The sequence below is a fragment of the Alicyclobacillus tolerans genome, assembly GCF_048984885.1.
GTDB lineage: Bacteria > Bacillota > Bacilli > Alicyclobacillales > Alicyclobacillaceae > Alicyclobacillus_I > Alicyclobacillus_I tolerans.
Genome location: NZ_JBMGNK010000002.1, coordinates 1428277 through 1452867, shown reverse-complemented (window position 1 = coordinate 1452867; position 24591 = coordinate 1428277). Strand labels below are relative to the sequence as shown.

19 protein-coding genes are annotated in these 24591 nt (G+C 47.8%); 2 read left to right on the top strand and 17 right to left on the bottom strand.

The genetic code is table 11. The features are described 5' to 3' along the window. Positions 1-64: 64 nt before the first annotated feature. The 10 genes from rlmN to ACOJUR_RS07095 all read right to left on the bottom strand — a co-directional run bounded on the left by rlmN (position 65) and on the right by ACOJUR_RS07095 (position 11719). The gene (rlmN, locus tag ACOJUR_RS07140; protein ID WP_072873805.1) at positions 65-1111 is read right to left on the bottom strand and encodes a dual-specificity RNA methyltransferase RlmN; all 1047 of its coding nucleotides are present in this window, start codon (positions 1109-1111) and stop codon (positions 65-67) included. Between the two features lie 85 nt (positions 1112-1196). Next, the gene (gene rsmB / locus ACOJUR_RS07135; protein WP_420949602.1) at positions 1197-2576 is read right to left on the bottom strand and encodes a 16S rRNA (cytosine(967)-C(5))-methyltransferase RsmB; all 1380 of its coding nucleotides are present in this window, start codon (positions 2574-2576) and stop codon (positions 1197-1199) included. Further along, the gene (fmt, locus tag ACOJUR_RS07130) at positions 2555-3511 is read right to left on the bottom strand and encodes a methionyl-tRNA formyltransferase (protein ID WP_420949601.1); all 957 of its coding nucleotides are present in this window, start codon (positions 3509-3511) and stop codon (positions 2555-2557) included. Before fmt ends, rsmB begins: the two co-directional genes overlap by 22 nt. Continuing rightward, positions 3508-3999, bottom strand: coding sequence for a peptide deformylase (gene def, locus ACOJUR_RS07125; RefSeq protein ID WP_072873803.1), 492 nt, complete (start codon positions 3997-3999; stop codon positions 3508-3510). Before def ends, fmt begins: the two co-directional genes overlap by 4 nt. A gap of 27 nt (positions 4000-4026) precedes the next feature. Beyond that, a complete protein-coding gene (gene priA / locus ACOJUR_RS07120; RefSeq protein ID WP_420949600.1) occupies positions 4027-6324 on the bottom strand; it encodes a replication restart helicase PriA in 2298 nt (765 codons plus the stop codon). A 3-nt stretch (positions 6325-6327) separates the two neighbouring features. Then, complete coding sequence (coaBC, locus tag ACOJUR_RS07115) at positions 6328-7533, bottom strand: bifunctional phosphopantothenoylcysteine decarboxylase/phosphopantothenate--cysteine ligase CoaBC (protein ID WP_420949599.1); 1206 nt, start codon at positions 7531-7533, stop codon at positions 6328-6330. A 117-nt stretch (positions 7534-7650) separates the two neighbouring features. Beyond that, entirely contained in the window at positions 7651-7851 is a 201-nt protein-coding gene (gene rpoZ / locus ACOJUR_RS07110) for a DNA-directed RNA polymerase subunit omega (protein ID WP_072873801.1), read from the bottom strand. A gap of 19 nt (positions 7852-7870) precedes the next feature. Next, entirely contained in the window at positions 7871-8482 is a 612-nt protein-coding gene (gmk, locus tag ACOJUR_RS07105) for a guanylate kinase (protein WP_420949598.1), read from the bottom strand. Then, positions 8479-8745 (bottom strand): extracellular matrix/biofilm regulator RemA, encoded by a 267-nt coding sequence (gene remA, locus ACOJUR_RS07100; protein ID WP_072873799.1) that lies wholly within the window; start codon positions 8743-8745, stop codon positions 8479-8481. The genes gmk and remA overlap by 4 nt, the downstream gene beginning before the upstream one ends. 220 nt (positions 8746-8965) lie before the next feature. Continuing rightward, positions 8966-11719 carry a calcium-translocating P-type ATPase, SERCA-type gene (locus tag ACOJUR_RS07095; RefSeq protein WP_072873798.1) on the bottom strand — a complete coding sequence of 918 codons (2754 nt, stop codon included), beginning with the start codon at positions 11717-11719 and terminating at the stop codon, positions 8966-8968. A 48-nt stretch (positions 11720-11767) separates the two neighbouring features. Between ACOJUR_RS07095 and ACOJUR_RS07090 the strand changes: the two genes are divergently transcribed. Then, positions 11768-13522: an Rqc2 family fibronectin-binding protein gene (locus tag ACOJUR_RS07090; RefSeq protein ID WP_420949597.1), complete on the top strand. Its 1755-nt coding sequence runs from the start codon at positions 11768-11770 to the stop codon at positions 13520-13522. On the opposite strand, the gene ACOJUR_RS07085 is transcribed toward ACOJUR_RS07090, so the two are convergent. Then, positions 13513-15021 (bottom strand): DUF2254 family protein, encoded by a 1509-nt coding sequence (locus ACOJUR_RS07085; protein ID WP_072873796.1) that lies wholly within the window; start codon positions 15019-15021, stop codon positions 13513-13515. The two genes, ACOJUR_RS07090 and ACOJUR_RS07085, sit on opposite strands and share 10 nt — an antisense overlap. A 172-nt stretch (positions 15022-15193) precedes the next feature. Between ACOJUR_RS07085 and ACOJUR_RS07080 the strand changes: the two genes are divergently transcribed. Further along, positions 15194-16441, top strand: a complete 1248-nt coding sequence (locus ACOJUR_RS07080; protein ID WP_238413750.1) for a Glu/Leu/Phe/Val family dehydrogenase — start codon at positions 15194-15196, stop codon at positions 16439-16441. A 118-nt stretch (positions 16442-16559) separates the two neighbouring features. On the opposite strand, the gene pyrE is transcribed toward ACOJUR_RS07080, so the two are convergent. The 6 genes from pyrE to pyrB are packed head-to-tail and all read right to left on the bottom strand — an operon-like array spanning position 16560 to position 24553. Beyond that, entirely contained in the window at positions 16560-17213 is a 654-nt protein-coding gene (gene pyrE, locus ACOJUR_RS07075) for an orotate phosphoribosyltransferase (protein WP_370541890.1), read from the bottom strand. Between the two features lie 35 nt (positions 17214-17248). Then, complete coding sequence (gene pyrF, locus ACOJUR_RS07070) at positions 17249-17998, bottom strand: orotidine-5'-phosphate decarboxylase (RefSeq protein WP_420949596.1); 750 nt, start codon at positions 17996-17998, stop codon at positions 17249-17251. Between the two features lie 19 nt (positions 17999-18017). After that, a complete protein-coding gene (gene carB / locus ACOJUR_RS07065; protein ID WP_306954021.1) occupies positions 18018-21242 on the bottom strand; it encodes a carbamoyl-phosphate synthase large subunit in 3225 nt (1074 codons plus the stop codon). After that, on the bottom strand, positions 21235-22338 hold the full coding sequence (locus tag ACOJUR_RS07060) for a carbamoyl phosphate synthase small subunit (protein ID WP_420949595.1): 1104 nt from the start codon (positions 22336-22338) through the stop codon (positions 21235-21237). Before ACOJUR_RS07060 ends, carB begins: the two co-directional genes overlap by 8 nt. Beyond that, positions 22338-23621 carry a dihydroorotase gene (locus tag ACOJUR_RS07055; protein ID WP_129583541.1) on the bottom strand — a complete coding sequence of 428 codons (1284 nt, stop codon included), beginning with the start codon at positions 23619-23621 and terminating at the stop codon, positions 22338-22340. Before ACOJUR_RS07055 ends, ACOJUR_RS07060 begins: the two co-directional genes overlap by 1 nt. Before the next feature lie 8 nt (positions 23622-23629). Further along, a complete protein-coding gene (gene pyrB, locus ACOJUR_RS07050; RefSeq protein ID WP_072873792.1) occupies positions 23630-24553 on the bottom strand; it encodes an aspartate carbamoyltransferase in 924 nt (307 codons plus the stop codon). Positions 24554-24591 lie beyond the last annotated feature (38 nt).

Below are 24591 nucleotides of genomic sequence, written 5' to 3'. Positions count from 1 at the left end.
GAAGATTCAATAGAATAAAACCTTTCAATTCTCTCACAGTCTATCCAGAAAGAATGTATGCAAGTCAAGCCTTACGAAGATGCTCTGCTCGCAGTTGACCGCAAGCAGCAGAAATGTCATGGCCCATTTCACGTCGCACCGTTGCATGGACGCCAAGCGACTCCAGTTGTCGTAGAAACGCTTGTACACCCTGCACAGAAGTACGCTCCAAATTTCGCTCTGGCACATAGTTGACAGGAATCAGATTGACATGACAGGGCAAATCTTGTAAGAGTTTCGCCAATTCCCGCGCATGCTCCAAGCTATCATTCTGTCCGCCAACCAGCGCATACTCAAACGTGATTCTGCGTCCAGTCTTGCTGTAGTAATAGTGACAAGCTTCCATAAGTTTTGCAATAGGATAGGCCTTATTGACCGGCATCATGGCAGAACGCAATTGATCATTTGGAGCATGCAGGGATACGGCCAATGTAATGGGACGTCCATCATCTGCAAGACGTACAATACCTGGCACAAGACCTACGGTCGAGATGGTGATGTGCCGCAATCCAATATTCAGACCACGAGGGCTGTGAATAATATCAATAAATTTCATAGCCTCATCAAAGTTATCCATCGGTTCACCAGAACCCATCAAAACGACGGAAGAGACTCGTTGCCCCCGCTCATCGAGCAATCGTTGACTGTACATCAATTGCTCAACCATTTCGCCTGCCGACATTTGCCGTATCATTCCACCCAGTGTTGAGGCACAGAACGTACATCCCATCTTGCACCCTACTTGCGTTGAAACGCAGACACTGTTGCCATATTCATGACGCATCAGTACAGTTTCAACGCTCACTCCATCAGGCCAACCGAGCAGAAACTTGGTGGTGCCATCAAAACGCGAAACTTGCCGGGTAATCTCGGTAGAATTTTGCACAAACGCAAACTCGGCTAATTTTGCGCGCAATATCTTAGATAGATTGGTCATCTGTTGGATATCAGTGACGCGTTTTTGATATAACCATTCAAATACTTGACGACCGCGATAAGCAGGTTCCTGAAAAGTTTCTGCAAACCAGCTTGAGAGCTCTTGTTCGCGCATGTTGTATAGATGAACTGCCATTTCAGAAATTCCTCTCTTCTGATTTCATCATTAAATTTGACCATAGCTTCCTATACTTACTTGACATATCGATTGGCAAGACCATCTAAACTTGTTTCTCCAGTCGAACCATATAAAATCCATCCGTCGCATACCACTCAGGCGACAGTAAGTATCCTAGTTGAGTCAAATGCCGCCCTGCTAAAAGACGCTCCAACCGAGGAACCGCCACAACCTGAAATTCCTTGTGTTCCAATAAAAACCGTTCAACCAGCAGTTCGTTTTCCTCCGCCCAGAGCGTACAAGTAGAATAGACAATCCTACCTCCAGGACGAACGAAACGCGCCGCATTCCATAGCAATTCCTGTTGTAAAACCTTCAAACTTTCAATATCTGCAGGACTTCTGCGCCAGCGAATATCAGGACGATGACGCAATACGCCAAAACCGCTGCAAGGCGCGTCCAACAACACAGCATCATAGACTTCTTGCAAAGGCAGTTGATTACTGGCCTTGCGTGCATCCAACAAGCGCGGATGGATGATATCAATTCCTAATCTTGAAGCCGCTTCTTTGATCGATCGAACTTTGTGCAAATGCACATCCAGAGCATCAATCCATCCTTGATTGCCCATGCGTTCTGCCATATGTGTAGTTTTGCCACCAGGAGCGGCACACATATCCAAAACACGCTCACCTGCCTGTGGATCCACAGCCTCCACCACAAGCATGGCTCCTTCATCTTGAAGAGTCATCCAACCGTCACCATAAACATCGAGTGAGCGGACATCTTGCGATAAACGTAAATGCACAGCTTCTTCACAAAGTGCCGAAGACTCTGCCGCACCCTCACCCAGTTGATGATGGAGACGCTGCAATAATTCTTCACGGTTGGTTCGCAACAAATTGACGCGCACACTGAGCGGAACAGGATGATTTTGCGCCTCCAGCATTCGGGTAGCAGCTTCAGCACCATATCGCTGACTGAGACCTGCGTATATCCATGTGGGCAATGACAAGGATAGAGCTTGGCGTTCTATCGGATCGGTCACATTCTGTAAAAGCCTGTCCAACTGTTGACGAGGTGAGCCGCGTCTCATCAGATTACGTAAAACACCATTGACAAAACCACTAGCGCGTGGAGCCAAAATTTTGCACATTTCAACCGCCGCGTGAATGGCAGCATAATCAGGTATACGATCCAGGTGAAGCAATTGGTATGCTGTCATGCGCAGAATCCATCGCACGTTGCTATCCAGACTTTGCAGCGAGCGTTGCAAACAGGTTTGCAGCCAAGCGTCAAGAAGACGCATTTGTTGCAAGGTACCGTAAACCAATTCTGTGCACAAACCTCGATCGCGCGCGTCGAGGGGGGAATTCGCCAATTGCTCGGCCAGCAGAATATTGGCATAGGCGTTTCCACTCTCCACGCGCGTGAGCACCGCCAGCGCAACTGAACGAGCTGTTATGGATGGCCGTCTTTGCACGAAAAAATCACCTGCCGTCCGTTTAACCCACGCATCCAGGCATCCGCAGGCATTCGCCTGCGCCCTGAAGGTTGCACTTCGATAAGTTCAATCCATCTACCATCACCGCAAGCTACAGAAACCAAATTCCCATTCATCACCACTTCGCCAGGAACCGCCTTAGCAGGTATCACAGTTTCCAGCAAACGCGCATTCCATAGTTTCATAGGCTCACTTTCCACCATCACTGACGCACCAGGCCAAGGTGTCAAAGCGCGAATTTGGCAATCTACCTGACATGCAGGCTGACAAAAATCAATCCATTCGTCCTCACGCAAGATACGTTCTGCATACGTCACACCTTCTGCAGGTTGCGGTTGTAGCTTACAACAGCCTGCCAAATAATCCGGCAAATACTGTATAAGTAATTGAGCACCCATTTCAGCAAGGCGTTGATGCAAAGTTTCCACATTGTCATTCGCGGCAATTTCAGTTTGAGCCGCAGCCAGAATAGGGCCGGCATCCAACTCGCGTACCATTTGAATAAGCGTTACGCCCGTGACCGTATCCCCTGACATGATGGCCCTTTGAATAGGCGCTGCGCCGCGCCATCTAGGAAGCAAAGAAGCGTGGATGTTTAACCCACCCTGTTTAGCCATTTCGAGAAACCATTCTGGCAAAATCTTCCCATAAGCAGCTGTCACCATAACATCTGGAGAAAATGAGGCAACATACTCTCTCACCTCGGGGGTCTTGAGACGTTCTGGCTGCAACACAGGCAAGCCGAGACGAAGAGCCTCCTGTTTGACTGAAGGAGGCGTCAACAAACGTTTGCGGCCAGTTGGACGATCCGGTTGTGTGATAACCCGAAGTTGGTATCCTCTTTCAGCTAACGCCCTCAAAGCAGGCACAGCAAAATCTGGTGTACCGAGATACAATACGCGGTAATCACTCATTGCTGCGCCTCCGAAGCATAGGATTCATCTCTACGAATCTGTTCAGAAGTTAAATAATCAGTAAAGAGAATACCATCAAGATGGTCTATCTCATGTTGAATGCAACGAGCGAGCAAATCTTTGGCTTCTATTTCAAAAGTCTCTCCCTGTCTATTCAAAGCGCGTACGCGCACATACGCCGCGCGTGTTACCTCACCGCTGATGCCAGGCAATGAGAGACACCCTTCTACAGAACGCTGAGTCCCGGATTTCTCTATAATTTCCGGATTAACCATTTCAATCAAGCCTGATTCCTTACCGATATCCATAACTACAATTCGCTTTGCAATTCCAATCTGATTAGCAGCCAAACCTATTCCTTCGGCATGATACATAGTTTCTGCCATATCACTTAACAACTTGCGAATAGCCTCATTGACGACTGGCACCGGTTTAGCGACTTGTCTCAAAACAGGGTCGTTGCCCGTACGGATGACACGCAACGCCATAAACATCCTCTCCTCTTCCCGAACTCCTTAACCTATACGACCTGCGGAGACATCTAATATACAGACGCCTTGTATTTTCCGCATTCGTTCATAGACAGTGTCAAACGCCTGGATGATCCAATCTCGCACATTGTTCCACTCAGGATACTTTACCACAACCTGATAACGATACCTATCTTCTACACGCAAAAGTCCAGCAGGCGAAGCTGGTAAAACAACAACCCCATCAGGAGCAGGATGACGCATCAATTCGCGAAAAAAGCGCTCGGCAGCACCTTTGGCATAACGTTCCTCTTGATGACTAGCGAGAAAAGCTGCTATCTCGCAAAAAGGCGGGTATCGATACTGTAATCGTTGATAACGCTCATATTGATAAAACGCGTTGTAGTCTTGGCGCGCCGCAGCTACTATCGTATGGTGCTCTGGACGATAGGTTTGAATCAGCACGCTGCCCGGTTTTTCTGCGCGTCCAGCGCGCCCTGCTACCTGAGTCAGCAGTTGAAAAGTTCTCTCCTCTGAACGATAGTCCGGTACCATCAGAAGTGAGTCAGCATTTAAAACACCCACCAGCGTAACATTGGGGAAATCAAGTCCCTTGGCAATCATTTGCGTGCCAATCAGAAGGTCCGCTTCTTGATGCATAAACTTATCCAACAGATCTTTATGCGCTCCTTTGCGCCGTGTGCTATCGACATCCATGCGCAATATACGGGCAGTGGGAAACAGCTCTTTTAACGTATCCTCGACTTGTTGCGTTCCCAGCCCATACGGACGCATAGCAGCTTCAGCGCAAGCCGGACAACGCTCTGGTGCGGGCGTCGAATATCCGCAATAGTGACATGTCAAACGAAATCCACCTGTTTGTCCCTGCCGATGTAAGGTCAGATGAATACTACAACGCGGACACTCTACACCTTCGCCACAATGCCGACAAAGCAAGAAAGACGCATAACCACGTCGATTCAGAAAAAGAATCGTCTGTTCACGCCGTGCAAGTGTCTCCGTTAGAGCTTCCTGTAAGGCCCGGCTGAGAATACTCGTATGTCCATTGCGCAATTCTTCCCGCATATCGATGATTTGAGCAGTTGGTAATGGCCTTCCATTCGCTCGTTGGGGAAGACTGAGCATTCGTGCTTTGCCGGTTTCCGCCAAATTCATAGCATACAGAGAAGGTGTGGCACTTCCTAACAGGACGATAGCCTGACACAAACGAGCGCGCTCCAGTGCAACTTGGCGTGTATCATAGCGTGGAGATTCTTCTTGCTTATAAGTAGGTTCATGCTCCTCGTCAATAACAACCAAACGCAAGTTGGCGACCGGAGCAAAGATGGCCGATCTCGCTCCAACAGCAATGCATGCCTCGCCGCGGCGCAACCTCATCCACTCGTCTCGGCGTTCGCCATCGGATAAACCAGAATGCAAAAGTGCTACCTTGGAACCAAATCGGCTTACAAATTTTTCTACCATCTGCGGTGTCAAGGCAATTTCTGGAACGAGCACAATCGCACCACCGCCAGCTTTCACAATCTGTTCGATGAATCGCAAATAAACTTCCGTTTTGCCACTCCCAGTGACTCCGTGCAATACAAAAGTTTTTGATTCCTTGACAGCAAGCGCTTGACTCAGTTGAGCGAGCGTCCGTTGCTGAGCGGATGTCAGTTCTGGCAAAGACTTGGTGGACGTTTCTGAACTCAGTGCCAATTCTTCATAGAAAGCTTGCAAACGAGGTTTCTCACGCCATTGCATTTGTGCCAAACCTCGCTCAAGCAGTTGCTGAACACTCGAATGACTAGGGGTGATGGCCCATTTGGCAAGCGCAATTTCTTCATCCACCATTAAATCCGCAAGAATTTTCTTCAGCCAGTGCGCATTTGCCCGTGCACTGGAGAGTGCTTGTTGCAGTTCTGACAGACTAGCGCTGCGCACCAGGACAGGGTATGCTTTGGCACCACTATCCTTACCTTTCTGACGGGGCATTCCTCGCAACAAAGAGGGCAGCATCGTCTCAATCGACTGCAGACGAGTCGCTGCGTAACGGTATGAAATAAATTCTGCCAGCGCCAGCAGGTCTGGTGTCAAAAGCGGCAGACTATCCAGCATCTCAAGCAATGGCTTCAACTCGACAGTCGATACGCCAGGGGGCCTGACATCGACAGGCGTCAAAGACTGAACATATCCCACCAGTTTGCGATTGGCAAAAGGCACTAAAACTCGACTGCCAAGCAGACGATGGATTTCCCAGTCATCTGGCACCGCGTAGGAAAAAGTCTTGTCCACTACGCGCGCCGCTACATTGACTACCACATTGGCTATCCAGCGGCGCACAGTTTAGCCCTCCTTGCGAGCATGCCAAAGCGCTGCTACTCTGTCGAGAATAATCTGGGCGATCTCGTTTTTGCTCGCTTTAGGCAAAGTTTCTACCTGTCCGTGCGCGTGATATAAGGTGACTTCATTTGTATCGCTTTGAAATCCAACACCGGGCAGCAAAATATTATTGTGAACAAGCATGTCCAATCGCTTTTGCTCCAATTTGCGCCGCGCTTCCTCAGGATTCCCTTCTGTTTCTGCTGCAAATCCGATCAAAATTTGATTCGTTTTTTGCTGACCCATAGTGGCAAGCACATCCGGATTGGGAATAAATTTAATTTCTGGAATCCCGTTTTGCTTCTTCCATTTGTTCGACAATCGTTCAGCAGGTCGAAAATCACTTGGCGCGGCTGCCGCAATCAACACATCGGCGTCTGAAAAACGGTGGGAAACCGCCTCCAGCAAATCGTTTGTACTCTCTATCCGTATCAGTTCAGTACCTTCTACCGGTGGTAGTGATACCGGTCCAGACACCAATGTCACCTCTGCACCACGTTCTACAGCCGCGCGCGCCAGCGCATAACCCATTTTGCCAGACGAAGGATTGGTTATGACGCGCACCGGATCGATAGCTTCAACAGTCGGACCAGCAGTAACCAGGATACGGCATCCCTGCAAATCTTTTTCTCGAGAAAGTACAGCGCGAATCACGCTGACAATATCTTCAGGTTCGGGAAGTCGTCCACGCCCCGTATATCCACAGGCTAGCGGTCCTTCTGCAGGATCAACCACCAACACACCACGCGACCGAAGAATTTCCAAATTATGAATAACCGCTGGATGATTCATCATGTGTACATTCATGGCCGGCACTACCATCAATGGACAGGTTACGGCAAGTGCTGTCGTAGTCACCATATCATCTGCCAGTCCGTGAGCTAATTTCGCTATGACATTCGCCGTAGCGGGAGCAATCACGTACAATTTGGCGTGATCGGCCAGATGAATATGTGCGATGCTGTCCGGACTCGGCTCATCAAACGTACTGACAATCACCGGACGTTTGGTCAAAGCTTGAAAAGTCAAGGGCGTGACAAATTCAAGCGCATGTTCAGTCATCAGAACTTGAACCGCATACTTTTCCTTGACCAAAAGACTCGCCAGCGAAGCCGCTTTAAAAGCAGCTATGCCACCTGAAACGCCTAATAAAATATGCTTATCTTCCATAAAATTCATTTCACCTCCAATGCACTATACGCACGAGAAAGAGGGCAGGCCAACCCACTAGCGGGTTGCGCTGCCCCCATGGCAGAGTCAAAGCTCCTTTTTGGCGCTCGTCGCAACTCAGGAAGTCTGTGCCCGCTCATAGCGAATGACACCGTCAGCAATTTCCCAAAGGGCGCGGCTTACATTCATGGTAGTGGATGATCCCGGCACATTCATATTGGCATCCTGTAACTTGCGTGCACGCTTGGCTGTAGCTACAACCAGCGCGTATTTGCTATCCACTTTGGTTAACAATTTGTCAATAGAAGGGTAAAGCATTTACCATTCCACCTCCGAATTACCATTCGTTCAACAGGTAGAGATTGCGTTTCACACGGCAATGTTCCGCTTCCATAATGGAAAGAATGCGAGATACAGCGCGATCCACCTGATCATTCACAATGACGTAATTATACTCGCGCATCATCTGCAATTCTTCTCTGGCCGCACCAAAGCGCAGACGAAATGAATCATCTGTTTCCGTGCCCCGTCCAAGAATACGCAACTGCAGCTCGGCTGCAGACGGCGGAATCAAAAATAAAAACACGCCATCCGGAAAGCGTCGTTTGACCTGCAGCGCACCCTGAATGTCGATCTCCAAGAATACATCATACCCCGCAGCTAACTGTTCTGCAACAAATGTCTTTGGAGTACCGTAATAATTCTCATAAACCTTAGCCCATTCCAACAACTCGTCAGCCTCAATCATGGCTTTGAACTGTTCGACTGAACGAAAAAAATAATTCACACCCTCCCGTTCTCCCTCGCGCGGAGCGCGAGTGGTCACGGAGACAGACAGTTTCATCTCTCGTTCTCTTTGCAATAACGCCTTGCAGACCGTCCCTTTGCCTGCTCCAGAAGGGCCGCTTAACACAAACAACAAACCGGGCCTTTGCACCTGACTGCTCATTCTTCATCCTCAATCATATGTTCTTTGCTCGCCATGCGATGGGCAACTGTTTCCGGTTGCACAGCCGACAGAATTACGTGTCCGCTATCGACAATAATAACAGCGCGCGTTCTTCGGCCGTACGTTGCGTCAATCAGCATACCGCGATCGCGCGCTTCCTGAATAATGCGTTTAATAGGCGCGGATTCGGGAGCAACAATGGCGATGATTCGGTTGGCTGAAACGATATTGCCAAATCCGATATTGATGAGTTTAATACTCATCACGGCTCCCCCTTGCGTACTTACGCCAAATTCCAAGCCTGCCACCAAACGAAAATCATGGAATCTGACGCAACGCTCAGTCTCATACCGACAAATCAAAAGTGCTTCCATTCTACCCTAGGGAGAATCATTGGACAAGAAGCTCAGAGAATCTCAACAAAAAAATCTGGCTAACGCTATATCAGCGTTGCCAGATAACCGGTACTGAACCTGCCTCGCATCATGCAGCAAAACGATGAGAATCATTCTTGTCTTTGGGGCGCAACGCATTTCTGCCTGCCCTGCGAATCGATAAAGCAAACGTGGGAATGGCCGCAAGGACCAAAACAATGGCCCACTGTGTCGGTGAAAGCGCAACGGTATCAAAAGCTCTGGCAATGGAAGGAACATAAAGCGTAATGAGAAACAAGAGCACCGAAGAAACAACCGCCAGAATAAGCCATATATTCCCAAAAAAGTTTCGTTTCAAGATACCGCCTTCCAGTGAACGACAATCAAAGACGAGTATGAGCTGGGCCATGGTAAGAGTTGCGTAGGCCATGGTTTGAGCCAAATGCAAATTGTGTTCGCGCTGCAGCGTATACATGAACACAGCCAGCGTGACAATTCCTATTAAAATGCCACGGCTGAGAATCTTGGTACCCATACCACGTGCGAAAATGCCTTCATGGACATTGCGCGGGCGGCGTTTCATAATGTCTTTTTCCGCCGGATCGACCCCTAAGGCAATCGCAGGTAACCCGTCAGTCACAAGATTGACCCAAAGAATTTGAATAGGTTGCAACGGCAACGGCAATCCAATCAACATGGCTAAAAACATAGTCACGATTTCTCCAACGTTAGATGCTAGCAAATAGCGAATAAATTTTTTGATATTGTCGTATATGCCGCGTCCTTCCTCTACGGCTGCTACAATGGTGGCAAAGTTGTCGTCTGCCAGGACGAGCGAAGAAGCTTCTTTAGCCACATCGGTTCCACTTTGCCCCATGGAAATCCCAATATCCGCCTGTTTGATGGCAGGGGCGTCGTTCACACCATCACCCGTCATGGCAACTATTTCTCCGTTCGCCTGCAAAGCGCGAACTATACGTAACTTATGTTCTGGGGAAACTCGGGCATAGACAAACGTCTGTTTAGCAAGTCGCAATAAGTCTTCATCGCTCAACTTGTCTAACTCTGCACCCGTTAAAACTTTACCGCCTTCCGGTAAAATCGTCAGTTTTTTGGCAATCGCTGTAGCCGTTTGTTGATGATCGCCTGTGATCATGACAGTGCGAATACCTGCCTCTCGGCATTTTAAAATGGCTTCGTAGGCTTCTTCACGTGGTGGATCCATCATCCCGCACAATCCTACAAAGACCAAATCACTTTCCCAATCGCCAGCCATTGCAGCTTCTTGGGAAGGGAACATTTTGTAAGCAAAAGCGAGATTGCGCAACGCTTCGCTGGCAAAACGATCATTCATCTCGACAATAGATTTTTGCAAACCAGCTGAAAGACCGACCTCTCGCCCACCTGAAAACATGCGTGTGGATTTTTTCAACAACACGTCAGGTGCACCTTTGACAAAAGCCATGTATTCATTGCCATGCTGAACAAGTACGGACATCATTTTGCGTTCTGAATCAAATGGCCGTTCGCCAAGCCTTGTATAGACACTGTCTGGTTCAGTAAAACCAGCTTTAGCTGCCATAACTAGCAATGCGCCTTCTGTTGGATCTCCTTGAACTTGCCATTGACTGCCATTCTCTGAGTTCTTTTGCACCATCAACGCATTATTGCATACTGCACCAATTTCAATCAGACTTTTCAGAGCAGCCCGTTTATCCGGATGAACTTTTTGCCCAGCAAGTAAAAATTCACCGGCTGGTTCGTAACCCGTTCCACTGATATCGTAGGTCACACCATCAGCATAAACGTGCAAAGCAGTCATTCTGTTTTGCGTCAATGTACCCGTTTTATCTGAACAAATTACTGTAGCACATCCAAGCGTCTCCACAGATGGTAATTTGCGAACAATCGCATTCCGTTTAATCATTCTCTGTACGCCAAGTGCCAAAGCAATCGTGACAATGGCTGGCAATCCTTCTGGAATAGCAGCCACCGCCAGAGAAACACCAGCCAGAAACATCTGTACCCAAGGATGCCCGTGCAATACGCCAGTCAAAACCACAACCACTGTCAAACCAAGAGCCAACCAAACGAGCACCTTTCCCAGCTCTTCAAGACGTTTCTGCAATGGAGTCAAAGTATCTTCGGATTGTTGCATGAGATGAGCTATTTTTCCCATTTCTGTCTGCATGCCTGTGGCCGTCACAAGAATTTCCGCTTTACCACGTGTCACCATGGTTCCCATATACACCATGTTGCGTCTGTCACCGAGAGGAGCATCTCCTTGTACGGTCAGGTCGGGTTGCTTGTTGACAGGCAACGACTCTCCTGTCAATGCGGATTCTTCTACCGCGAAATGAGTGGCTGTTACAATGCGTGCGTCAGCTGGAACGCGATCGCCATCGGCAAGTAGCACCATATCGCCAGGAACCAAATCACGCGCTGGCAGCGAGAGAACTTGACCTGCACGGCGTACCCGAGCAACAGGTGCAGTAAGTTCCTTGAGCGCTGCAAGGGATTTTTCCGCTCTCACTTCCTGTACAAAACCTAGTACTCCGTTGAGAATGATAATGGCAATGATGGTGATGGCATCGGTATACTCGCCAAGCAATCCTGAGATGAGCGTGGCAGCTAATAGCACTAAAATCATGAAATCGCGAAACTGATTCAAAAATACGGTTAACAGGGAGACTTTATTACCTTCTGCCAACTGGTTGGCACCAAATTGTTGACGGCGCATGGCAGCTTCTGTTTCCGAAAGTCCATCTTGAGAGGACTGTAATTCTGCCATACAGTCAACAACGCTGAGTGAATGCCACTCCTTTTCCACCGGATCCACCCCTTTACTTGCATGTCCCTGCATGTCTATGCTTGTACTGTTTGGCTTATACCGAGAAAGCGAGGAACCGTCATGGATGGATTAACTCTGGCAACACTTGTCAGAGAATGGAAAGAAGAGTGGGTTGGTTGTCGCGTGGATAAAATCCAGCAGCCTACGGCAAGCGAGATTCTATTGTCGCTTCGTCATCGGCAAGGCAGTCGCTGGCTGCTTCTCTCTGCGCATAAAGCCTACGCGCGTGTACACTTTTTAACTGGACAGAAGCCGGTAGCTCCCCCTGAGCCACCTCGCTTTTGCATGCAGTTGCGCCGTCATATAGAGGGTGGTCGCCTGCTTGATGTCAGACAGTTGGAGCTCGATCGCGTTGTACAGTTCTTTTTTTCTGCTCGCAGCGAATTAGGGGACTTGAACTATTCTGTATTGACACTTGAGATTATGGGAAAACACAGTAATCTTATCCTAACGACCGCCCATCCCGACGGACAGCCCGATGAAATTATAGACGCCATCTACTTTGTGGATAGTTCCAAAAGCAGGGTTCGCCAAATATTGCCAGGTATTCCATACGAATTTCCTCCTACACAAAAGAAAATACATCCGTTAGAGATGACAGCAAAAGATTTACCCCTTCTCGACAAGCAAGATTGGCTGGGCAAAGCCAATCAATTGTCATTGATCAAACAGATCGCTGGTTTAGGTCCAACGAGCGCCCGTGAATCTCTTTATCGTTGCAGCGATGTGGCAGAGGAAGCCCAACTGGCGTTGGAAATCCGACGATTAGCCACCTTCTCCTTGCGACACCCAGAACCACACATAGGACTCGATGAAGAAGAAAAAGCAACAGCCTACGCTCCTTTCCCGTTACACAGTTATCCAAAATCCATCGCTGTGTCGAATATGAGCGAGGCTGTAGCACAAGTATTCCATCGTCTAGTGTCAATTCATCAAGAAACCGGTGAATACAAAGCATTAAGTGATGCCATTCGCAAAGCGCAAGATCGCTTGCGTGGAAAGCTTGCTAAAATTTCCGCTTTGCAAGAAGATAGCCACGAACATGATCGATTGCGAATGTTTGGCGAATTGTTGCTCGCCTACGGTTATTCGCTTCCTCGCGGAGCCAAAGAAGCCGTACTGCCAAGTTTTGAAGATGAAGAGAAAATGATTCATATTCCTCTCGATCCGGCTAAAACAGCGATGGAAAACGCTCAGACTTATTTTCGCCAAAGCAGTAAACGTAAGCGCAGTATTGAAATTCTAGAACAAGAAAAGAGATCGGCAGAAGCAGATTTGCTCTATCTGGACAGTGTTTTGGCCCAACTGCGAGACGCTTCTTTGCAGGAATTACCAGAGATTCGTAAAGAATTAGAAAACGAAGGATTCCTCAAAAAAATTGAAATACGCGGCAAAAAACCTGCCAAGCAGAGCCAACGCCCCTCACAGCCCGATCACTATTTGTCCAATGACGGATGGAGCATCTGGGTTGGCCGCAACAATCAACAAAACGATCGTTTAAGTATCAAGAGTGCTCGACCGCACGATCTTTGGCTCCACGTCCAAGACGGCGCCGGCAGCCATGTGTTGATTCGCCGCGAAGGCAACCAAGAAATCCCGCAAAAGACGCTTGAAGAAGCCGCTCTGTTGGCTGCGTATTTTTCCAAAAGCAGAGATTCATCGAACGTGGCAGTTGTCTATACAGAGGCTCGACATGTATGGAAACCCAACGGGGCAAGACCCGGTCATGTCCTTTATGATCATCAACAAACTTTGTTTGTCACGCCGAGGCAAGTCGACATGGAAGCGTTATTAAAGAGAAAAAATCAAGTATAGAGGGAGTGGTTTGTCCCGTGTTGAGACATAACATCAGAAGATTCATCCAGAGTCGGTTGCGGCCAACCGTCAAATAGGAGACGAAAATCCATCCATTGAGCCGTTGCCATTTTTTCTTCTTTCAAGATTGTGGGCGAACACGGCCAAATCGCTGACAATGTGCAAAGCACATCTCCTCGCTGAATATGTTCAGCGAGTTTTTTAGCTAGCTCAACACCGAGCTCACCAGTTCCATGCTCAAGCATGTTTTCTTCCCACCAGTCTGCCCATAATCGAACATCGGAAAGGGTAGCTGTCAAAAAAAACGATTTGACCAAATTGAAGTAAACGGTTAAGAAATCAGCGAGATCGCGATGATTTCCTAGAGAAAAAAATATTTCTTGAATAGCTTTGTGCGTTAGATAATGTGGAGCATCAATTCCCCGTTCGCTAAACACCACATGCGAGATACTCTGGATGACCCGCCATGTGCGCAGCGCAAAAAGACGGCCACGTTTTCCGCTGCCCGCTGCTTGACGGGATAACTCATAAAGATAATGAACTACAGGTTCTACATAAAACGCTTGACTTTCCGGTAAGAGGTGACCCAGCGCCAATTGTTTGTAAGTTCGCACAACACGCTCTGCAATGGTCCAAGACTCCGCGTTAACCGAGTCGCAACCGTGTTGATACATGGCTTCTAGAGAAGCTAGCAAGAGTCCTGTTTCTCGCTCTTTGACGGCAACACCAATGATTTCACTCCACTGATCCAGATAACTTTGATGCACATTGATAATGGCCTCCTCTTCGGTGGCAAGCGGTAATTGCTGAGCAGCCTCGAGCATGCGCTGCAGACAATACGTTCCTGTGACGGAATCGCTGACGGAAGCGGCCCGTTTGGCAATGTCACAAATTTGTTCAATGTTATCAAGAGCCGAACGCCAACGTTGACGCTGCACTGCCCGGCGATAATCGCGTAAAATGAGAGCAACAATTCTTTCAGGCTTTAACAGTTGGACAACCGCATACATATATAAAAGCATAGAAAGAAAGCAAATCAACACCAGCACTAAATCCGCACTCATTTCTTTCTGCAACTGAGGAGAGAGCGGATCGCGCAAAGGTTCATGGATTTGCGCCATTAGAAAAAAACTGTGCATGATGGTAACTAAATAAATCAGAAATAGCGAGCCATTATAAGGCATACGCACGTAAAAATCGAGAACTCGGTGAGTGTAGTTGGATGCCGTCAATTGAATAGCCACCAGGATGATGGAAATGCACAAAGCCAAAATGGTAGACAACGACGAGACTATCGTATTTAAATAATTGCGCGCAGTATCCGTGTCCCCTTGAAACAGCGTGGGCGGATGAAGAAAAACCAAGGAAATGATGATGATAGAAACGAAAACATGAAACAAAAACGAAGACGAAATCGCAGATAAACGCTGCCGATGCGGCCGCTCAATCGAATGATTGCGCAAAATAGGCATCTTCGTCCTCGCTTTCCAAGTTGTCATAGTCAATTCTTCCCTTATTTTTTCAAGATAAAACACAAAAGTCACAGAAATAATGCCTTTTCATCCTGCCCTAACTGATTTATGATAAAACAGGTCATGTCCGAATCTTGAGAGGAGACGACAGTGCATGTCGACAGAGCCAGTCAGTAAACGACTTGCAGCAGGTGCCAGTATGCCTGCACCTTCAGACAACGTTCTTACCAATACGCAAAACGCCGTTCATGAAGCGCTACAGCGCCTCGGTTATGACGATACGGTATATGAACTGTTGAAGGAACCCGTTCGCGTCTTGACCGTTCGCATTCCAGTGCGTATGGACAATGGAGAGACGCAAGTTTTCACCGGTTATCGCGCCCAACACAATGATTCGATTGGGCCAACCAAGGGTGGCATTCGCTTCCACCCAAACGTCACACTTGACGAGGTGAAGGCGCTTTCAATATGGATGAGTATCAAGTGTGGCATTTTTAATCTGCCCTACGGTGGTGCAAAAGGCGGAATTATTTGCGATCCGAGAGAAATGTCCATCGTGGAACAAGAACGTTTGGCAAGGGGCTATGTCCGTGCAGTCAGCCAAATTGTTGGCCCTGCTAAAGATATACCTGCTCCAGACGTATATACGAATCCACAAATTATGGCTTGGATGTATGACGAATATAGCCGTATTCGCGAGTTGGACTCACCTAATTTCATTACCGGTAAACCTCTCGTACTAGGCGGTTCACAAGGAAGAGAAAAAGCCACCGCCCTTGGTGTTGTCATAGCCATGCGTGAAGCTGCCGCCAAGTTGGGTAAAAATATGCAAGACCTTTCTGTTAATATCCAAGGTTTTGGAAATGTAGGAAGTAATGTAGCACTCATTTTGCATGAAATGGGTGTCCGAGTCACTGGAATTAGTGACGCAGGCGGTGGACTCTATAACGAAAAAGGATTGAACATAGCGGAATTGATTGACCAAAAAGATTCGTTTGGCATGGTCACGCCCGCTTACCAAAACGTACTTAGCAACGAAGATTTTTTACTTCAACCTTGTGATGTTTTAATTCCTGCTGCACTTGAAAACCAAATTCACTCAGGTAATGCAGACCAAATCAAAGCTTCGATTATTGTCGAAGCGGCTAACGGACCGACTACTCCGAAAGCTGACGAAATTCTCATGCACAAAGGTGTTTTACTGATTCCAGACGTACTTGCCAATGCGGGTGGTGTGACAGTTTCCTATTTTGAATGGGTACAGAATAACCAAGGATGGTATTGGACAGAAGAAGAGGTTAATCAGCGAATGGAAGATTTGATGGTCAAATCTGTACACAATATCCTCCAGACAGCTGAACGATACCGTGTATCCACTCGTCTAGCAGCGTATATGGTTGGTATGCGTCCCTATGCAGAAGCCATGCGCTGGCGTGGTTGGATGTAATCCGGCTTAATCCGGCTGGTTTTTTGAAACTCAAATTGACTGCTATTTGTTAATATAAAAGTCTGCTGCCGAAACGACGTTCGGACAGCAGGCTTTTGTCATGCTCCTCTACATAGATTTAAACATAGTGTTCAGGAGCTTTACGCCAATGTTCTAATCTGTCTTTATCTTGGCTGGATAAAATCCCTAATTCTACCGCTGCAGAAATCAATTGAGAATAATGAACCAACGCCACATAAGGAATGCGGGTTTCCTGTGACTTTTCCGTGATTTGCTCAAAATCATAAGAAAAGATACTGACAATACCTATCGTCTCCATTTGTTCAACCTGCAAAGCTTTAGCAGCCGAAAAAGCGGATCGGCCAGTAGATAACGTGTCTTCAATCACCACCGCTTTTAAGCCTGGTTGTACACGTCCCTCGACTTGCCGCCCCATCCCATGCTCTTTCGCACTCGAGCGAACATAAGCCATGGGCAGGCGCAAATTGGCTGATAAACGAGCTGCGTGAGGAATTCCCGCAGTCGCTGTACCTGCAATTACATCAACCGCAGGAAAAAACGTGCGAATCATTTTTTCCATAGCCAAAATAACGCTATCCCAAAAAAGGGGATACGCTAGAATTTTTCGGTTGTCACAATAGATAGGAGATTTCCACCCGGATGACCAAGTAAACGGTTGATCGGGACGTAACTGTACAGCTTCAATCTGCAGGAGACCGCGCGCCAATTCATTTGCTTCTTCAGTCGATAACATCATCTGAGATTCTCTCACCGCAAACTCTCCTTTGTTTCATTCTCTTTCGATTTTCAATGAAATGTTGAAACGGTCAGCAAAGATTCCCAAACTTCCTGTAAGGCGCGCGCCGGATGCGGAGCACTCCGAATCGCGCGGCCTATTACCAAATATGAGGCACCTGCTTGGTAAGCAGCGACAGGCGTCATCACACGTACTTGATCTTCCATCTGATTGTGATTCAACCGGATTCCTGGAATTACTGTCAGAAAATCTTTCGGTAAATGTTCATAGATTTTCGTCAGTTCATGCGCAGAAGCTACAACCCCATCCAATCCACAATCATAGCAAGTTTTGGCTAAATGCAAGGTCCAATCGGACACAGTTTGTCTGACCCCAAGCCATTCCACATCTTCTGTTGCGAGACTGGTTAGAGCAGTGACTCCAATGAGTTTGATTTTTGTTTGAGCGGGCAAAGCCTCACGGGCCGCTTCCATCATGCGGCGCCCGCCTGATGCGTGTATATTGATGATGGAAACTGGCAAATGAGCCAGAGCACGAATTGCACCTGCAACCGTATTGGGAATATCATGAAGTTTCACATCGAGAAAGATTTGCTTGCCAAGCTTCCCCATTTGCTCTATCCATTGAGGTCCTTCTGCCATCAATAGTTCAAGACCAACCTTATAATGAGTGACACCCGGTCCCATGCTTTCCACAAAAGATGCCGCTGCCGATCCGTTGGGAAAATCAAGCGCTACGTATACTTTATCGCGCACTCTTTCATACTTTGTATCCTGCAGAATTTCAGCTTCCTGATACAAATACAGAAACCTCCCCTATTTAACGATGTAACTTGTATGCCTCTATTGGATTGGATTGAAAGCGCAATGTCTCCAAAACTTCTAGCAAAGCGCGTACCGTATCTAATGAGGTTAAACAGGGGACACCGTGTTCAACAGCCGTTCTCCGGATGCGAAAACCGTCTCTCTCTGGTTTTAGGCCTCGAGTCAAAGTGTTGAAAACCAATTGTATTTTGCCCTCTTGAATATCATTGGCCAAGTTGGGGGTTCCTTGAGCGAGCTTGTTGACTACGCGTACAGACAAGCCGTTTTCTTTCAGATACCGAGCCGTTCCTTCGGTAGCTGCCAAATGAAAGCCAAGCAGAGAAAATCGTTTCAGCAAAGGATAGGCTTCTTCTTTGTCTTTATCAGCAATCGTAGCCAAAATCGTTCCATGGTCAGGTATTTGCATACCTGTGGCCAGCATTCCTTTATAAAGCGCCTTAGCATACGTTGCCTCGCGTCCCATGACTTCACCCGTCGATTTCATTTCTGGACCAAGACTGATATCTACACCACGCAGTTTGGCAAACGAGAAGACAGGAACTTTTACCGATACCTGATGGGGCTCAGGAAGTAAACCCGATTCATATCCAAGTTGGGTCAAGGGTGCACCCAGTACTGCGTGCATAGCAAGCTCGACCATAGGAACACCCGTAACTTTGGACAAAAACGGCACTGTACGAGAACTGCGTGGATTGACTTCAATGACATACACCTGTCCATTTTGAATGACAAACTGGATATTAACCAATCCCTTGACATGCAATCCGCGGGCTAAGCGTGTTGTATAGTCTACCAACAGCGCCTTAACTTCAGTCGTTAAATGCTGAGGCGGAAAAACAGCCGTGGAATCTCCTGAATGCACGCCAGCTCGCTCAATGTGTTCCATAATGCCGGGAATTACTACCGTATCGCCGTCCGATATAGCATCGACTTCCACTTCCACACCTTGTAGATAGCGGTCAATGAGAACAGGATGGCGCGGCGATACATCGACCGCTTCACGCATGTATAGATGTAAATCCGCATCACTGTCAATGATTTGCATAGCCCGCCCGCCCAAAACATAGGACGGACGCACGACTACAGGATATCCAAGCGTCTTGGCCGCCTCCACAGCCTCTTCCAACGAAGTGACGGTTCGTCCCTCCGGACGATCAATTCCTAATTCATTCAAGAGCGCGTCAAAACGCTCGCGATCTTCAGCGGTGTCGATATCTGCCAGGGCTGTTCCTACAATCCGCACACCCGCTCGCGCCAACCCATCCGCCAAATTGATGGCCGTCTGTCCACCAAATTGAACGATAACTCCCTCAGGCTGCTCTCGTTCAATCACATGCAAAACATCTTCCAAATGAAGCGGTTCGAAATAAAGACGATCGGATGTATTAAAATCTGTGGAAACCGTTTCAGGATTGTTGTTGACAATGACCGCCTCGTAACCTGCTTTTCGAATCGCCCAAACAGCATGAACCGAACAGTAGTCAAACTCAATGCCCTGGCCAATTCGAATAGGTCCTGAGCCGAGCACCAAGAGTTTTTTCTTGCCGCTCTCGACAACTTCATCTTCTTGATCATAACTGCTGTAATAATAAGGCGTACTAGCAGCAAATTCACCAGCGCATGTATCCACCATCTTATAGACAGGCAACAATCCTATGGATTTACGATAAGCAAAGAGTTCTTCCTGAGCCACACCAGTGCACCTGGAAATAGCTGAGTCTGGAAATCCCATTCGTTTGGCATCCGCAAGCAATTCTGCCGACGTAGCGTCTAATTGCGCTAAATCAAGCGGCCCATGTTCTTGAAGACGCCTTTCCATCTTGACCAAATGCTCTACGCGTTCCAAAAACCAACGGTCGATATTAGACCGTTGATGAATGTTCTCTAGCGACATGCCGCGCCGATACGCCTCGGCAATCACAAACAAACGTTCATCATCAGGTACTCTGAGCCGCGTTTCTAGTTCGCTCTCTGTCCACATACTGGCCTGCGGATGTTGAAGAGAATCAAGACCCACTTCTAAAGAGCGAACTGCCTTCATCAAAGACTCTTCAAAAGTTCGGCCAATTGCCATCACTTCGCCAGTCGCTTTCATTTGCGTACCCAGTTTGCGATTTGCACTGTGAAATTTGTCAAACGGCCAACGAGGAATTTTTGTGACTACATAATCAAGCGCTGGTTCAAAAGAAGCGTATGTCTCACCCGTCACAGGATTGAGAATTTCGTCCAAATGATAACCGACTGCAATTTTAGCAGCTACCTTGGCAATGGGATAGCCAGTTGCTTTAGAAGCCAATGCGCTCGATCGCGATACGCGTGGATTGACTTCAATTACGTAATATTGTGAACTGAGCGGATCGAGGGCAAATTGTACATTGCATCCACCTTCAATACCGAGAGCACGAATAATTTTCAAACTGGCACTGCGCAACATCTGATAATCTTCATCTGACAGTGTTTGGCTTGGGGCAGCTACTATAGAATCGCCCGTATGCACTCCGACCGGATCAAAGTTTTCCATATTACAAACGACAATCGCCGTATCATTTGCATCCCGCATTACTTCATATTCAATTTCTTTCATACCTGCAATACTTTGCTCGACAAGAACTTGCGAGATGGGCGACATGGTCAGGCCGAGTTCGACAATTTCCCTATATTCCTGCCAGTTGGAAGCAATGCCGCCCCCTGTGCCGCCAAGTGTATAAGCTGGACGAATAATGATGGGAAAACCTATCTGTTCAGCAAAAACTGCCGCTTCTTCATAAGAGTGCACGATTGCACTCTCGGGAACTGGTTGCTCGAGTCTGCGCATGAGGGATCGAAATTTCTCACGATCTTCCGCTTCCTGGATAGCCGTAAGTTGGGTCCCCAGAAGCATGACCCCTTCTTCTTCAAGAATGCCGGATTCTGCTAGACGTACTGCCATATTGAGACCTGTTTGGCCTCCAAGCGTTGGTAGCAATCCATCTGGCTTTTCCTTACGAATGATTTGCGAGACAAATTCAAGGGTAATCGGTTCCACATAAACTTTATCAGCCATATCCGGATCCGTCATAATGGTAGCTGGATTGGAGTTGACAAGGACTACTTCGTAACCTTCTTCACGCAAAGCCTGGCAAGCTTGAGTACCAGCATAGTCAAATTCAGCTGCCTGGCCAATTACAATAGGACCACTGCCAATGACAAGAATTTTTTTCAAGTCTGCGCGTTTAGGCATGCGCTGTCCACCTTCCTTCTCCAACCTCGTCCATCATGCGCATAAATTCATCAAACAGTTCATCCGAATCATCCGGACCCGGGCGCGCTTCAGGATGGTATTGCACACAGAAGACAGGACGATGACGATGCATCATTCCTTCTACCGTGCGATCATTTACGTTCAAATGTGTCAAAATTAAATCCGTTCCACGCAGAGAATCTTCAGAAACCATATAACCATGGTTTTGAGAAGTGATATAAACCTTTCCTGTGCGCAAATCTTTTACTGGATGATTCGCGCCACGATGACCAAAACGCATTTTTTCAGTACGTGCTCCAGAAGCTAAGCCAATTAACTGATGCCCTAAACAAATACCAAAGACAGGAACTCCATATTGAATCAATTCTTTGACAGTTGCAATGGCGTAAGGAGCGTCTAACGGATCGCCCGGGCCATTGGAAAGCATGACACCTTCTGGCTTCCAGGCAAGAATTTCCTTTGTGCTCGCTGTCGCTGGAACAACAATCACATCACAGCGTCGCGCCAACAGACTGCGAACTACTCCTGATTTCATACCATAGTCGATTGCGACCACTCGCCTGCCTTCACCTGGGCAGCGATACGTCTGTGGTGTTGTGACTCGCAAGATTTGGTCGGTCATCAAGGGTTGAGCCAGTTTGTCAAGCAGAACATTGACGGGTGTATTCTCAGTCGTCAGTACTGCTTTCATCGTACCGTCGCTGCGAATGGCTTTAGTTAACTGGCGCGTGTCGATCTCGCTAATGCCTAAGATACCGTGTTGACGCAGATAGTCATCCAGATTGCCCAGACTTTTGAAATGGCTTGGCTCTGCAGCCAATCTACGTACGACGAAACCATGAACGTACGGCTGACGAGACTCGATATTATCTACATTAACACCGTAATTACCAATGAGTGGATAAGTCATGGTCACAATCTGACCGCAATAGGAAGGATCCGTAAGCACTTCCTGATAACCGGTCATGCCAGTGTTAAATACCACTTCGCCGACCCTTTCACCAGTCGCACCAAAGTGTTGACCTGTGAATTCCAAACCGTTTTCAAGTACGAGACGGGCAGAACGATTGGACATCAGCACTGTACCTCCTTTTGCCTTGCATCAAAGACCATCTTGCCGTCAACCATAGTCATTACTGGCCATCCGCGTACCATCCAGCCTGTAAACGGCGTATTTCGTCCTTTAGAGTAGAAACGATTGGGCTCAATTCGACGCTCTGTCTGTAAATCCACTGCTGTCAAATCAGCAAGTGCGCCGGGACGCAAACCAGATGCGGGCAAGTTGAACGCTTGAGCGGGAACGAGTGACATACGCTTGACCAGTTCAGACAGTGACATCAAGCCACGACTAACCAGATGCGTATAAAGCAGAGGGAAAACAATCTCAATCCCCACCATGCCAAAGGGAGCTGAAAGCCATCCAACTGCTTTTTCCTCTTCGGTATGCGGCGCATGATCGGTGGCTATCATGTCAATTGTGCCGTCAAGAAAAGCCCGTAAACAAGCTTTACGGTCATCTTCCGAACGTAAAGGTGGATTCACTTTGTAAAACGTGTTCTCTTCGTCAATGGATTCCTCAGAGAGGAGCAGGTGATGCGGCGTAACTTCTGCAGTCACTCGAAGTCCACGTGACTTGGCCCAGGCAAGCAAACTGACGGCAGACTCTAAAGAGACATGGCACAGATGTAAACGCGCTCCAGTTTCTTCAGCCAACAACAAGTCACGGGCAATCATGGCGCTTTCTGATGAGCCAGGTTGTTCTGGTACGGAGAATTTTTTGGCGGCCGCCGGATGCAAAACGCCCTTACCGGCAATGGTTTCATCCTCTGCATGAATCGCCACCGTCAGCCCTGAGGCCGCAGCGGCAAACAGTGCCTGGCGCATCAACCCTCCATGCTGAACACCTTTACCATCATCCGAAAGTCCAGCAACCCCTGCTGATTGAAGAGCTGCAAAATCGGTCAATTGCTCTCCCTTTTGCTCACGAGTAATACAACCCATGGGCCAAACTCGACATGCTCCTGCTTCTGCTGATTTTTGCAGCACATATTCCACACGCTCAGGTGTATCTATTGGTGGATTGGTATTCGGCATGCACAGAACGCTACCAAATCCTCCAGCCACAGCAGCTTTAGCTCCACTAGCAATCGTCTCTTTATGTTCAAATCCTGGTTCACGAAAGTGGACATGGGGATCGACAAACGCAGGCAAAAGCGTCAAACCAGCCACGTCTATCGTCTGTTCCGCTTCAGGTAAATCTTTTCCAATCGAAAGAATTCGTCCATGTTCGCTTTCTATTAAAATGTCTGCTTGTTCCTGTGAATTATCTAATAAATCAAGCAGGCAGCCACCTTGCAATTTAATTTTCAGCGCAATACACCTCCAAGTATTTCATCGAGAAGCGCCATGCGAATGAAAAGTCCGTTTTGTACCTGACGAAAATAGGCAGCTCTCTCGTCTGTGTCCACGTCTGGATCTATTTCATTTACACGTGGCAAAGGGTGAAGTATTCTGGAACGAGAAGGCAAGCGTTCCAGTGTTTGAGCAGAAATTCTATAGTCTTCCGTTGCATAGGATAAATGTATTTCCGCCGGCAACCTTTCCCGTTGGATGCGCGTTTGATAAATGACATCGACTTCGCCAATGACATCATCCAACCGTTCTTTCGTTTCTACGGATAGTCCACGTCCCTTGATTTCCTCTAAAAGTGGATCATCGAGCGCCAATTCCGGAGGAGAAACAAGCGTAACCTGAATTCCCTGAAAAAAGCTGAGCACTCGTAACAAGGAGTGAACCGTTCGGCCAAAACGCAAATCACCTACCATACATACGGAGAGTCCATCGACCTCACCAAATTCTTTCCAAAGTGTGTATATATCGAGCAAACTTTGCGTAGGATGTTCGCCGCTTCCCGCGCCCGCATTGATAATCGGCACTGGACTGTATGGAAGGGCCAAGGCCATTTCTTTTTCATCTTGGTGACGGATGACAATGGCGTCTGCATACGCCCCGACAACTCGAAAAACATCAGCCAAACTCTCGCCTTTTTTGGCAGAAGAATTTTCTCGGGCATTTTCTGCTCCCACAATATTTCCACCCAGACGAGTAACCGCTGCCTCAAATGAAAGTCGCGTACGTGTACTCGGTTCATAAAAAAGTGTTGCAACGAGCGTACCCTGTAGCCTAGCACGTAAGATATGGCGAGGGGTTGTCCGAAAAGTTTCTGCCATCTGAATCAGACGTTCTATCAGCGGGCGATTCAAATCGTCCGTGCTCACCGCATGATACATACTCTCTCCCTCTTTCCCAAAACCATCCTAACGAACTG

Coding starts and splice junctions, on each gene's coding strand:
- rlmN (WP_072873805.1), bottom strand. CDS start 1,111: ATGGCAGTTCATCTATACAACATGCGCGAACAAGAGCTCTCAAGCTGG.
- fmt (WP_420949601.1), bottom strand. CDS start 3,511: ATGAGTGATTACCGCGTATTGTATCTCGGTACACCAGATTTTGCTGTG.
- def (WP_072873803.1), bottom strand. CDS start 3,999: ATGGCGTTGCGTGTCATCCGTACGGGCAACGACCCTGTTTTGAGACAA.
- coaBC (WP_420949599.1), bottom strand. CDS start 7,533: ATGGAAGATAAGCATATTTTATTAGGCGTTTCAGGTGGCATAGCTGCT.
- rpoZ (WP_072873801.1), bottom strand. CDS start 7,851: ATGCTTTACCCTTCTATTGACAAATTGTTAACCAAAGTGGATAGCAAA.
- gmk (WP_420949598.1), bottom strand. CDS start 8,482: ATGAGCAGTCAGGTGCAAAGGCCCGGTTTGTTGTTTGTGTTAAGCGGC.
- remA (WP_072873799.1), bottom strand. CDS start 8,745: ATGAGTATTAAACTCATCAATATCGGATTTGGCAATATCGTTTCAGCC.
- ACOJUR_RS07095 (WP_072873798.1), bottom strand. CDS start 11,719: ATGCAGGGACATGCAAGTAAAGGGGTGGATCCGGTGGAAAAGGAGTGG.
- ACOJUR_RS07090 (WP_420949597.1), top strand. CDS start 11,768: ATGGATGGATTAACTCTGGCAACACTTGTCAGAGAATGGAAAGAAGAG.
- ACOJUR_RS07085 (WP_072873796.1), bottom strand. CDS start 15,021: ATGACAACTTGGAAAGCGAGGACGAAGATGCCTATTTTGCGCAATCAT.
- ACOJUR_RS07080 (WP_238413750.1), top strand. CDS start 15,194: ATGCCTGCACCTTCAGACAACGTTCTTACCAATACGCAAAACGCCGTT.
- carB (WP_306954021.1), bottom strand. CDS start 21,242: ATGCCTAAACGCGCAGACTTGAAAAAAATTCTTGTCATTGGCAGTGGT.
- ACOJUR_RS07060 (WP_420949595.1), bottom strand. CDS start 22,338: ATGTCCAATCGTTCTGCCCGTCTCGTACTTGAAAACGGTTTGGAATTC.
- pyrB (WP_072873792.1), bottom strand. CDS start 24,553: ATGTATCATGCGGTGAGCACGGACGATTTGAATCGCCCGCTGATAGAA.